General features: G+C 66.7%; 9 protein-coding genes. 1 reads left to right on the forward strand and 8 read right to left on the reverse strand.

Going from position 1 to position 12,376, the window contains the following annotated elements:
• Nucleotides 1–64: 64 nt before the first annotated feature.
• The 3 genes from ACZ1A1_RS22335 to deoC all read right to left on the reverse strand — a co-directional run bounded on the left by ACZ1A1_RS22335 (nt 65) and on the right by deoC (nt 4,354).
• Entirely contained in the window at nt 65–835 is a 771-nt protein-coding gene (locus tag ACZ1A1_RS22335; RefSeq protein ID WP_463621636.1) for an SDR family NAD(P)-dependent oxidoreductase, read from the reverse strand.
• A 205-nt stretch (nt 836–1,040) separates the two neighbouring features.
• Nucleotides 1,041–3,416, reverse strand: a complete 2,376-nt coding sequence (locus tag ACZ1A1_RS22340; protein WP_463621637.1) for an aldehyde dehydrogenase family protein — start codon at nt 3,414–3,416, stop codon at nt 1,041–1,043.
• Nucleotides 3,417–3,436: 20 nt separating this feature from the next.
• A complete protein-coding gene (deoC, locus tag ACZ1A1_RS22345; protein WP_463621649.1) occupies nt 3,437–4,354 on the reverse strand; it encodes a deoxyribose-phosphate aldolase in 918 nt (305 codons plus the stop codon).
• A 311-nt stretch (nt 4,355–4,665) separates the two neighbouring features.
• On the opposite strand from deoC, the gene ACZ1A1_RS22350 reads away from it, so the two are divergent.
• Nucleotides 4,666–5,400 (forward strand): GntR family transcriptional regulator, encoded by a 735-nt coding sequence (locus tag ACZ1A1_RS22350; RefSeq protein WP_318910068.1) that lies wholly within the window; start codon nt 4,666–4,668, stop codon nt 5,398–5,400.
• A 6-nt stretch (nt 5,401–5,406) separates the two neighbouring features.
• On the opposite strand, the gene ACZ1A1_RS22355 is transcribed toward ACZ1A1_RS22350, so the two are convergent.
• The 5 genes from ACZ1A1_RS22355 to ACZ1A1_RS22375 form a co-directional block, all read right to left on the reverse strand.
• On the reverse strand, nt 5,407–6,840 hold the full coding sequence (locus tag ACZ1A1_RS22355; RefSeq protein ID WP_463621638.1) for a xylulokinase: 1,434 nt from the start codon (nt 6,838–6,840) through the stop codon (nt 5,407–5,409).
• 70 nt (nt 6,841–6,910) lie between these two features.
• Nucleotides 6,911–8,905, reverse strand: a complete 1,995-nt coding sequence (tkt, locus tag ACZ1A1_RS22360; RefSeq protein ID WP_463621639.1) for a transketolase — start codon at nt 8,903–8,905, stop codon at nt 6,911–6,913.
• Between the two features lie 168 nt (nt 8,906–9,073).
• Complete coding sequence (locus ACZ1A1_RS22365) at nt 9,074–9,856, reverse strand: ATP-binding cassette domain-containing protein (RefSeq protein WP_463621640.1); 783 nt, start codon at nt 9,854–9,856, stop codon at nt 9,074–9,076.
• Nucleotides 9,853–10,896, reverse strand: coding sequence for an ABC transporter permease (locus tag ACZ1A1_RS22370; RefSeq protein ID WP_463621641.1), 1,044 nt, complete (start codon nt 10,894–10,896; stop codon nt 9,853–9,855). Before ACZ1A1_RS22370 ends, ACZ1A1_RS22365 begins: the two co-directional genes overlap by 4 nt.
• A gap of 61 nt (nt 10,897–10,957) precedes the next feature.
• Entirely contained in the window at nt 10,958–11,983 is a 1,026-nt protein-coding gene (locus ACZ1A1_RS22375; RefSeq protein ID WP_119256413.1) for a substrate-binding domain-containing protein, read from the reverse strand.
• Between the last annotated feature and the right edge of the window lie 393 nt (nt 11,984–12,376).

The raw sequence follows: 12,376 nt of genomic DNA on the forward strand, positions 1-12,376 counted from the left end.
TTAACTCCTCCTAGTGATTGTTGCATGCTGACACGGGCGGTGCGGCATCCGGCACGGGATGGCCTCACCAGAGCGTGTATCCTCCATCCACAAGCACGATCGATCCGGTCATCAGGCTCGCGGCCTGAGAGGACAGGAAGAGGATCACGCTTGCGACCTCATGGTCCTTGCCCATGCGCGCCATCGGCGTGGAATCGATCCAGCGGTCGAGCATGGGCCGGTTGTTCTCGACGAGCGCGTTGAGCGGCGTTTCGATATAGGTGGGCGCGACCGCATTGACCCTGACGCCGCGTGTCGCCCATTCGGCGGCGAGCGACTTGGTCAGGTGATGCACGGCGGCCTTCGAGGCGTTGTAATGCGCCTGCGGCTGCGGCCGGTTGACGATGAAGCCGGACATGGAGCCGACATTGACGATGGAACCCCGGCCGGCCTTCAGCATGTGGCGGCCGAAGGCGCGGGCGCACCAGTAGGTGCCGTTGAGATTGACGTCGATGACCTTCAGCCAGCGCTCGTCCTCCATGTCCTCGGCGGGGATGTCGCTGAGCGCGATGCCGGCATTGTTGACGAGGACGGACGCGCCGCCCGTCGCCGCCAGCTCGTCGGCGATGGCCTGCATGCGCGCCGCGTCGGTGACGTCGCCCTCATGCACCGAGACGTCGTAGCCCTTGGCCTGCAATGCCGCGCGGGCCTCTTCTAGCAGCGCCGGGTCGCGCTCGATGAGCGCAAGCCGCGCGCCGGCCTCGCCGAGCGCGTCGGCGGTCGCAAGGCCTATGCCGCGGCCTCCGCCGGTAATGACCGCACGTTCCCCGTCGAGCCTGAAGCGTTCGAGATACACCTGTTTCCTCCGTCCCTATTGATGCTGTTCCGCAGGCGCCCCTCATCCGGCCTGCCGGCCACCTTCTCCCCGTAAACGGGGCGAAGGGGACATGCCGCGCCGGTTTCCCCAACCAATGCCCGTTCGTGCGGCAAGTCCCCTCTCCCCGCTTGCGGGGAGAGAGTTAGGGTTAGGGGCCAACATGCACTGTGCTTTTTGCCGTGCCCTACTCCCCGTAGGGCACCCAGATATTCTTCACCTGCGTGACCCGGCCGAGGAATTCCCGTCCCTCGCCCTGCCGCGCATCGAACCAGTCGCGCTGCGCCGTCTCGGCCCAGACCTGCTTGAGATTGCCGGCCGAGGCCTTCTCGATGGCGCCGGCCGTCGCGGCGTTGCCGAAGTACCAGATGCCGTCCACCTCCTCGTGGCGGGCAAGTTCCAGCGCCAGCGCATGGCGGTCGCCCGTCACGATGTTGACGACGCCGCCCGGCACGTCCGAAGTCTCCAGCACCTGGTAGAAATCCGTCGCGGCGAGCGCCTGGCTGGCCGAGGGGATGACGACGACCCGGTTGCCGAGCGCGATGGCCGGCGCGAAGGTGGAGACGAAGCCGAGCAGGCCCGGTTCGTCCGGGCAGACGATGCCCAGCGTGCCGACCGGCTCGTTCATGGCGAGCGCCACGCCGCGCATCGGCGGCTTGTGCACCGCGCCCTCGTATTTGTCGGCCCAGGCACCATAGGTGAAGAGGCGCGAGACGCTGGCGGAGACCTCGCGGGCCGTGTCCTGCCGGCGCCGGCCGGTCATGGCGGCGAGGCGTTCGGCGAATTCGCCGGCGCGGGCGTCGAGGTTTTCCGCGATATAGTAGAGGATCTGCGCGCGGTTGTGCTCGCTCGCGGTGCCCCAGGATGCCGCCTTGCGCGCCGCTTCCACGGCGTTGCGGATGTCCTTGCGGTTGCCCTCGCCGACTTCCCCGACGAGCGCGCCGGAGGGCGAGACGACCGGGCGCGAATAGCCGCCGTCGGGCCGCGCCTGCTTGCCGCCGACATAGAATTTCGCCGTGCGATCGACGAAGGCGGTGGAGAGCACGTCGCCGGTCGGCTGGGCGGCCGGCTTCTCGGCGATGGGCTTGGCTTTCGCCAGCCATTTCGGCCGGCTGTAGGCGGAAAGCCCCTCGCGGCCGCCCTCGCGGCCGAAGCCGGATTCCTTGTAGCCGCCGAAGCCGACGCCGGCATCGAACATGTTGGTGCCGTTGACCCAGACGACGCCGCATTTCAGCTTGGGCGCGATGTCGAGGGCGAGCGACAGCGTCTCGCTCCAGACGGAGGCGGCAAGGCCGTATTCGGTGTTGTTGGCAAGCTCCACCGCCTCGGCGGGCGTGCGGAACGTGGTGGCGACCACGACCGGGCCGAAGATCTCGACGCGCGAGACGGTGGCGGCCGGATGCACGCCCGTCAGCAGCGTCGGCGGGTAGAAGCAGCCCTTGCCCGGCACGCCCGCCTTCGGCTGGTGCAGGCTCGCGCCTTCCTTGACGCCCGTTTCGACGAGCGAGCGGATGCGCTCCAACTGCACCGGATGGACGATGGCGCCGATATCGACGACCTTGTCGAGCGGATCGCCGACGCGCAGCGTCTCCATGCGGGCCTTCAGCTTGGCGATGAAGCGGTCATGGACGCTTTCCTGCACGAGGAGGCGGGAACCGGCGCAGCAGACTTCGCCCTGGTTGAACCAGATGGCGTCGACCACGCCTTCCACGGCCGCGTCGAGATCGGCATCGTCGAAGACGATGAAGGGCGACTTGCCGCCGAGCTCCAGCGTCAGGCTCTTGCCGGTGCCGGCGGTCGCCTCGCGGATGCGGCGGCCGACTTCCGTCGAACCGGTGAAGGCGATCTTGGCGATGCCGGGATGCTTGACGATCTCCTCGCCGGTCGCCCCGTCGCCGGTGACGATGTTGACGACGCCTTCCGGCAGGCCGGCCTTCTGGCACATCTCGGCGAAGAGCAGCGCCGTCAGCGAGGTATATTCGGCGGGCTTCAGCACGACCGTGTTGCCGAGCGCGATGGCAGGCGCGATCTTCCAGGCGAGCATCAGCAGCGGGAAGTTCCACGGGATGATCTGGCCGCAGACGCCGAGCGCCTCGCGGTCGGCAAGCTCGCCGTCCATGAGCTGCGCCCAGCCGGCATGGTGGTAGAAGTGGCGGGCGACGAGCGGGATGTCGATGTCGCGCGTCTCGCGGATCGGCTTGCCATTGTCGAGCGTCTCCACCACCGAGAAGAGGCGGCTGTGGCGCTGGATGAGGCGGGCGAGCGCATAGAGGTAGCGGGCGCGCTGGTGGCCGGCGAGCGCCGCCCATGCGGGCTGCGCCTTGGCGGCGGCCTTGACGGCGGCGTCGACATCGGCGGCGCCGGCCTGCGCGATGCGCGTCAGCACCTCGCCGGAGCCCGGCGCGATGGTCTCGAAGCTCTCGCCGGTCTTCGCCTTCTTCCAGGCGCCGCCGATGAAGAGTTTCGTCTCCCCGCCCAGGCCCTTGATCCAGGCGCGGGCTTCCTTGTCGCTTTCAGGGGCCGGGCCGTAGCTCATCGTCTCAAGAATCTCTGCAATGGACATCGTGTTCTCCCCTCGCCCGACTAGGCCATGGCGTGGTGGCTGAAGGCCGCGTAACGGCCGGTGACATAGTGCTCGAGCTGCCGCTCTATATCGGACAGCAGCGAGGAGGCGCCGAAGCGGAAGAGGTTCGGCTGCAGCCAGTCGTTGCCGAGTTCCTCCTTCATCAGCGCGAGATAGGCCATCGCGTCCTTGGCGGTGGAGATGCCGCCGGCCGGCTTGTAGCCGACGACATGGCCGGTCATCTCGCGGTAGTCGCGGATGGCGCGCAGCATGATCAGCGTCACCGGCAGCGTGGCGTTGACGCCTTCCTTGCCCGTCGAGGTCTTGATGAAGTCGGAGCCCGCCATCATCGAGACCCAGGAGGCGCGCGCGACGTTGCGCAGCGTCTGGAGGTCGCCGGTGGCGAGGATGGTCTTCATATGCGCCGGGCCGCAGGCTTCCTTGCAAGCCTTCACCTCGTCGTAGAGCGCCTGCCAGTTGCCGCGAAGCACATGCTCGCGCGTAATGACGATGTCGATCTCCTCCGCCCCGTCGGCGACCGAGGCCTCGATCTCCTTGAGCCGCGTTTCCATCGGCGACAGGCCGGCCGGAAAGCCGGTGGAGACGGCCGCGACCGGAATATCGCTGCCCTTCAGCGCATCGACGGCGGTGGCGACGAAACGGTGGTAGACGCAGACGGCGCCCGTGGTGACGCGGCGATCAGCAAGGCCGAGGGCGGCCTGCAGGTCCTCGCGCAGCGGCTGGCGCGCCTTGGCGCACAGGCGCCGCACGCGGCCCTCCGTGTCGTCGCCGTTCAGAGTCGTAAGGTCGATGCATTCGATGGCGCGCACCAGCCAGGCCGCCTGCCATTCTTTCTTGACCGTGCGGCGCCCGCCGAGCGAGGCCGTGCGGCGCTCGGCGGCCGACAGGTTGACGCGCACCGCCTCGATGGGATCCATGGAGAAGGCGATGCCGGGATTGGACGGATGCGGCCCGGAATTGCGGACCTTGGCGGCGGCGCGCACGGCCGGCGCACCCCCGATGACAGCTTCACTCACATCCAACTCGCAGCTCCCGGATTTGATATGAATGGCAGGATGCGCCATATCATTATGACATTTTGTAATGTTGTACGGACAACATAATCAAACTACATTCCGAGTGTCAATAGCCAGTGAATACAGCCTTTCCAGTTTGTGATGTCCGCTTGTCATGTCACGCTAACAACAGCAAAGTGCCTGCGACCGCCCCGCAAGGAAGAGAGATTCGCATGAGCATCGAACGCAATTCCCCCATCCCTCTCTATTTCCAGCTCGCCGAAACGCTGAGGGGCGCGATCGAATCCGGCGCCTATCCGCCCGGTAGCAAGCTGCCGACCGAAGGCGAGCTTTGCGAGACCTACGACGTCTCGCGCAGCGTCGTGCGGCAGGCGCTGCAATCGCTCGCGCATGACAACCTGATCGAGACCGAGCGCGGCCGCGGCGCCTTCGTGCTGGAGCGCAAGGTGCCCATCGCCCTCGTCCAGCAGCTCGATCCGCTGCTCGAAAGCATGGCCAAGGCCGGCTTCAAGCTGACGACCCGGGTGCTGAAGCAGGAGCGCATCCGCCCGCCCGCCCATGTGGCCGAAGAGATCGGCGAGAACGACGCCATCTTCCTGGAGCGCATGCGCTATGCCGACGGCGTGGTCTTCCTGGTCGTGCGCAACTACCTGCCCTATTCGCGCTTTCCCGAGCTGCTGCACTCGAACGAGCTGGAGAACGTCTCGCTCTACCAGTACCTTGCCAAGCGCTACAACGCCGTGGCGACCACCGGCAAGCGACAGGTGGAGCTCGCCCGCATCGACGAGGAAGCCATCGCCAGCCAATTGCAGGTGGAGATGAACAGCTACGTCCTGTTCAACCGCGAAGTGACCTACGACCAGAACAAGCAGGTGCTCGAATATTACGAGTCCTGGCACCATCCCGACCGCACGCGCCTGACCATCGACCTGCACCGGACCTATTGAGACCCGTCAGGCCCGCTTGAGGCCGCGATAGGTCGCGCGGAAGAGGGCCAGAAGCTCGTCCAGCCCCGCGAAGGGCCGCGGCTCGACGGTCTCGCCGAGCTGGTCGGGGAAGGGAATGTCCTCGACGCCGCGCCAATGGCCGGCGGCGATGCCGCCGAGATAGGCGGCCCCGATGGTCGCATTGCCGAGGTCGTGCGCCGGCACCAGCGGCATCTGCAGGATGTCCGCCAGCAATTGCCGCCAGCGCGGATCCGTGCTGCCGCCGCCGGTGAGCAGGATCCGGTCGGCGGAAACGCCGATGCCGCGCATCGCGTCCCAGCTATCGCGCACCGCAAGGGCGACGCCCTCGAAGACCGAGCGGATGAGCTGGCCGCGCGTGCAGCCGAGGCGCATATAGGCCCAGGCGGCCGCCGCGTTCGGATCGAGCAGCGGCGCGCGCTCGCCCGCCGCATAGGGCAGGAAGACGATGCCGCCATTGCCCTCGCTCTCGTCGAAGCCGGCGCGGTACATTTCCGCCCAGGAGGCGCCAAGCACCGTGCGCGCCCATTCGAAGACCGTGCCGCCGTTCTGCAGCGCGGCCATGGAATAGAGGCTGCGGCCGATGCCGCGATAGCTGTTGTAGAAGGGCTGGACGCGCGGCTCGATACTCTCGACCACCGACATGATCTGGATGCCCGAGCCGACCTGCAGGATGGTGGAGCCGGGCCTGGTCTGCCCCATGCCGAAGAGGCAGGAGGCGGTATCGGAAAGACCGGCGGCGACCGGCGTGCCGGCGGGAAGCCCCAGCTCCGCCGCCGCCGCGGCCGTCAGCCGGCCGGCGACCGACTGCGATTCCACGACGGGGGCGAGGACGGCCGAATCGAGCGACAGGGCGTTGAGGAAATCCATCGCCCAGCGGTCGCCGTCGATCTCGTAGAGCAGGGTCATCGAGGCGTCGGAGGGCTCGGTCGCCACCTCGCCGGTCAACACCAGCCGCAGCCAGTCCTTCGGCGAGAGAATGCGGCGGATGGCGGCATAGGTGGCAGGCTCGTTGTGCCGAAGCCAGAGCAGCGAAAGGCCGGCCATGCCGCTGACGACGGGATTGGCGAGCGGGCGGCGCACCGCCTCCGGCAAGGCGAGCACCGCGTCCATTTCCGCCGTGGCGCGCTGGTCGGCCCACAGGATGGCGGGGCGCAACGGCTTTTCCGCCGCGTCGAGCACGACGAGCCCATGCGCCTGGCCCGACAGGCCGATGCCGCGCACCGCCGCGCCGCGCCCGGCGCAGCAGGCGCGCACCGCCACGACCGTTTCGGCCCACCAGTCGGCCGGCGCGGTCTCGGCATGGCCCGGCACGGGCGAGGAGACGGCATAGGCTTGCGAGGCCTCCGCGACGGTCCTGCCGTCGTCATCGATCAGAAGTGCCTTGACCGAGCCGGTGCCGAGATCGATGCCGAGATACATGCCTGCCTGTCCCCATATGCGTCATGAAAAAGCAGCAGAGATGCTTTCCATCCCTGCTGCAACCGTTTTCTCAGGCCAGAAGCTGGGCGGCCTCGGAGACGACGCGCTCGGCCGTCATGTTCATGGCGCGATAGATCTCCGGGCCCGGAGCCGATTCCCCGAAGCGGTCGACCCCGACCACCGTGCCCGGCCCCTTGAGGAACTGGTACCAGTAGAGGGGCGAAGCCGCCTCGACGAAGACCGCCGGCGTGCCGAAGGAAAGCACGCTGTCCTGATAGGCGCGATCCTGCCGGGCGAAGAGGTTGCCGTTGGGGATGGAGACGACGCGGACCGCGCGGCCCTCGCCTTCCAGGACCTTCGCGGCCTCCAGCACGAGGCCGAGTTCCGAACCCGTCGCGGCCAGCACGACATCCGGCGTGCCGGCGGCGTCCTTGAGGATATAGCCGCCCTTGCGGATGCCTTCGAGATCGCCCGCCTTGTGCGCGAATACCGCGCCGTCCTGCCGCGCGGCGACGATGACGCTCGGCCCCTCGCGCTTCATGGCGCTCTCCCAGGCGACGAGCGCTTCCAGCTCGCTGCCCGGCCGCCACAGCGACATGGTGGGGATGGCGCGCAGCGCCACGAGCTGCTCGCAGGGCTGGTGCGTCGGCCCATCCTCGCCGACCCCGATGGAATCGTGCGTGTAGAGGAAGACCGCCTTGAGCCCCATCAGGGCGGAAAGCCGCACCGCGTTGCGGCTGTAGTCGCTGAAGACGAGGTAGCAGGCGCCATAGGGAATGAGCCCGCCATGGGCCGCCATGCCGTTCATCATCGCCGACATGCCGAATTCCCGCACGCCGTAATGCACGAAATTGCCGGAGAAATCCTCGGGCGTGATCGAGCGGGCCTCGCCCGTCCAGGCGAGCGTCGAGAGGGAAACGTCGGCCGAGCCGCCGATCACCTCCGGCAGGCCCTTCAGGAGATTGCCGAGCACGCGGTTGGACGCCTTGCGCACCGGCTGCTTGACCGGATCGCCACCGAGGATGCGCTCCACTTCCGCCGCCACGGCCGCGTCGAAACCCTCCGGCAGGCGGCCGGCGGTGCGGCGCTCCAGCTCGGCGGCCAGCGCCGGGTGCTGCGCCCTGTAGGCCGCGAACAGCGCGTTCCACTCGGCTTCCGCCTTTTCCCCGCGCGGGCGGGCGTCCCAGGCCTGCATGATGGCATCCGGCACGACGAAGGCCTCGTGCGGCCAGCCGAGATGCTCACGGGTCAGGGTGACCTCGTCCACGCCGAGCGGCGCGCCGTGCACCTCCTCCTTGCCCTGCTTGTTCGGCGAGCCGTAGCCGATGATCGTCTTGCAGCAGATCATGGTCGGCTTGTCCGGCGAGCGGCGCGCGGCGGCGAAGGCGGCGGCGATGGCGTCGAAATCGTGGCCGTCGACACCGGCAATGACGTTCCAGCCGAGCGCGCGGAAGCGGGCCGGCGTATCGTCGGCGAACCAGCCGGGCGTTTCGCCGTCAATGGAGATCTTGTTGTCGTCATAGACGGCGATGAGCTTGTTCAGCTTCAGCGTGCCGGCAAGCGAAGCCGCCTCCTGCGCCACGCCTTCCATCAGGCATCCGTCGCCGACGAAGACATAGGTGAAGTGATCGACGACGGGGAAGCCCTCACGGTTGAATTCCTGCGCGAGCTTCCTTTCCGCCAGCGCCATGCCGACGGCATTGGCGAAGCCCTGGCCGAGCGGCCCGGTGGTCGTCTCGACGCCGGCGGTGATGCCGTATTCCGGGTGCCCCGGGGTCTTGGAATGCAGCTTGCGGTGATCCTTGAGGTCCTGCACCGTCAGCCCGTAGCCGGAAAGGTGCAGCAGCGAATAGGTCAGCATGGAGCCGTGGCCGTTCGACTGCACGAAGCGGTCGCGGTTGAGCCATTTCGGGTTCGCGGGATTGTGCCGAAGGAAATCGTTCCACAGAACCTCGGCGATATCGGCCATGCCCATGGCCGTGCCGGGATGGCCGGAATTGGCTTTTTGCACGACATCGACGGTCAGGAAACGAATGGCGTTCGCCAGGTCGCGGCGGTCAGACATAGGGTGCCTCCAGATATGCTTTTCGCATCCTATAATGTTATACGTACAACATGACAAGACGCTTCGATTGAGGAAATGACCTCCGCCGCCCGAAAGCGCAAAGGCCGCAAGGGACCCCGGCGCCCCGCCGAAGCCCGCACTTGAAAAGAGAAGCCGGCACGGCGGGCCTCAGGCCTGAACGGGCTCGGGCTCCAGCCGCTTCGCCCCCGTCATGATGGCAACGGCGTCGGACATCGAGATCGACTTCGGATCGACGACGCAGGCCCGCGAGCCGAGGCGGTGGATATGGATCCGGTCCGCGATCTCGAAGACATGCGGCATGTTGTGGCTGATCAGCACGATCGAGATGCCCTTGCGCCGCACGTCGGCGATAAGGTCGAGCACCTTGCGCGATTCCTTCACGCCGAGGGCCGCCGTGGGCTCGTCCATGAAGATCACCCGGCTGCTGAAGGCCGCGGCCCGCGCGATGGCGATGCCCTGGCGCTGGCCGCCCGAAAGCGTCTCCACCCGCTGGTTGATATCCTGGATCGTCGCCAGCCCCAGCTCCGACAGGGCCGCCCGTGCCTCGCGGCGCATGGTGCGCATGTCGAGGTTCTGGAAGATCCGGCCGAACATGCCCTTCGTGCGGCGCTCGCGCCCGAGGAACATGTTGTCGGCGATCGTCATGGAGGGCGCCAGCGCCAGCGACTGGAACACCGTCTCGATGCCGGCCCGCCGCGCATCGAGCGGCGAGCGGAAGGAGACCGGCTCGCCGCCAAGGGCGATCTCGCCGGCCTCCGGGGTGATCGCGCCGCACAGCGCCTTGATCAGCGTCGACTTGCCGGCCCCGTTGTCGCCGATGACGGCGAGCACTTCCCCCGGCATCAGATCGAAATCGGCATGGTCGAGGGCGACGATGCGCCCGTAGCGCTTGACCAGCCCGCGCGCCTTGAGAATGGGTTCCACGCTCATGCCGACACCTTTCTCAGCCAGTTGTCGAGCGCCACGGCCGAGAGGATGAGCAGGCCGATGGACGCCTCCTGCCAGACCGCATCCGCACCGGCGAGCGCGATGCCGTTGCGGAAGGTGCAGACGATGAGCGCGCCGAACAGGGTGCCGATGATCGAGCCGCGCCCGCCGAAGAGGCTGGTGCCGCCGATCACCACTGCGGTGATGGAATCGAGGTTGACGGTCGCCCCCGACAGCGAGCTGACCGAGCCGGTGCGACCGATCAGCACCCAGCCCGCAAGCGCGCAGATGATGCCGGCCAGCACATAGACCGCCGTCAGCGTGCGGCGGATGTTGATGCCGGCAAGCTGCGCGGCTTCCGCGTCGTCGCCGATGGCATAGACGTGCTTGCCGAAGGGTGTGCGGTTCAGCACGTACCAGGCCACCGCCACGAGCAGCAGCAGGAGGATCGAGCCATAGGTCAGCGTCGCGCCGAAGAAGGAGAAGGATTGCCCGGTCCACTGGAGGAACGGCGCGGTATCGGCGATCTCCTGCGAGCGAATGGTCTCGCTGCGCGAATAGCCGATATTGATCGCCCCGAAGACGCTCCAGGTGCCGAGCGTGGTAATGAAGGGCGGCAGCTTGAAGCGGCAGATCAGGACGCCGTTGGCAAAGCCGCAGGCCGCGCCCGCCGCAAGGCCGGCGAGGAAGGCGAGCTCGACGGGCACGCCCGACAGGACCGCGAGCCGCCCCATGATGAGCGAGGCCATGATCATGATCGCGCCGACGGAAAGGTCGATGCCGGCCGTCAGGATGATCAGCGTCTGCGCCGTGCCGACGATGCCGATGATCGTCGCCTGCTGCAGGATCAGGGAGAAATTGAACGGGTGCAGGAAGCGCGATCCGACGATGAGGCTGAAGAGAAGGCAGCTCAGGATGAGGATCGCGGCCGGGACGACCGTGAAATTGTTGTGAAGGAAGCGGTGCAGCGTGCGGCCCACCGACGACCGCTGGTCCTCGAATGCGGCCTCGGCCGTCGAGAGTGCCTGATTGTCCGACGACATGGAGCAAGCCCTTTTTCGTTAAGGAAGGGCGGCGCGGCGAGGGCCGCGCCGATCCGGTTCATCAACCCCAGCAGAGCTTGAGGGCTTCTTCCGACGTGATGGAATCGATTCCGGGAACGGGCTTGTCCGTCACGAGCTTGACGCCGGTATTGTAGAAGTCGAGGCCCTCGCTGTTGGTGGGCTTGGCGCCGGTCTTGACGTAGTTGACGATCGCCTCGACGCCCATCGTGGCCATCAGCAGCGGATATTGCTGCGAAGTGGCGCCGATGACGCCGGCCGCGACGTTCTTCACGCCCGGGCAACCGCCGTCGACGGAAACGATCAGCACGTCCTTCTCGCGCTTGACCGCCTTCAGCGCTTCATAGGCGCCGGCCGCCGTCGGCTCGTTGATGGTGTAGACGAGGTTGATTTCCGGTTCGCGCTGGAGAAGCTGCTCCATGCCGGTGCGCCCGCCGTCCTCGGCGCCCGCACCCCACTGGTGGCCGACGATGCGCGGATCGTCCTCCTCGCCGTAGCGGTTCGGTTCCTTGATGTCGATGCCGAAGCCCTTCATGAAGCCCTGGTCGCGCTGCCAGTCGACGGTCGGCTGGTTCTCGACCGCGTCGATGAAGGCGATCTTCGCATCCTTCGCCTTGTCGCCCATCGTGGCGGCGGCCCACTTGCCGATCAGCTCGCCGGCCAGCTTGTTGTCGGTCTCGAAGGTCGCGTCGGCCGCCGTGATCGGATCGGTCTCGGTGTCGAGCGCGACAACGAAGATGCCGGCCTTGCGTGCCTTCTCGAGCGTCGAGACGATGCCCTTTGGATCGCTCGGCGTGATCATGATGCCCTTGGCGCCCGCCGAAATCAGCGTTTCGATGGCGGCGACCTGGGAATCGCTGTCGCCGTCGATCTTGCCGGCGAAGCTTTGCAGCTCGACGCCGAGCTCCTTCGCCTTCATCTCGGCGCCTTCCTTCATCTTGGCATAGAAGGGATTGCCGTTCGTCTTGGTGACGAGACCGATGAGAATCTTGTCTTCAGCGCCGGCGGACGCCGAGAGAGCGAATGTCAGGGCAGCCGCCCCGAACAGGACCTTCTTGAAATTCAGCACGATTTTCCTCCGTTTACGTGACACGCCAATGTCGAAAGCGGGCAAGCTGCCCAACCCCGATGCCACCGCTATCCTCCACAGAAGCGTGCAGCCTCGCTCAACATTGTAATGTTGTACGTACAACACTTCATTATGATATGTCAATAATCTTTAACGCGGGGAGGAGGGGATTTGGGGTTTCGTGAGTAATTAACCCCAGAGCGCAGCTAAGGGACTTGATTAGCTAATTTCAAAAGCGCGGCCCTTGCGGATCTCTCTTGCGGCCGCACAACGCTTGTGATTGCCCATCGGCTTGGGACCATCGCGAATGCCGACCGCATCCTGGTCGTGGACGACGGCTACATCGTTGAAAGCGGCAGCCATGCGGAGCTGATTGCTCGCAAGAACGGGCGG

Source organism: Shinella sp. R2-11 (assembly GCF_055330205.1).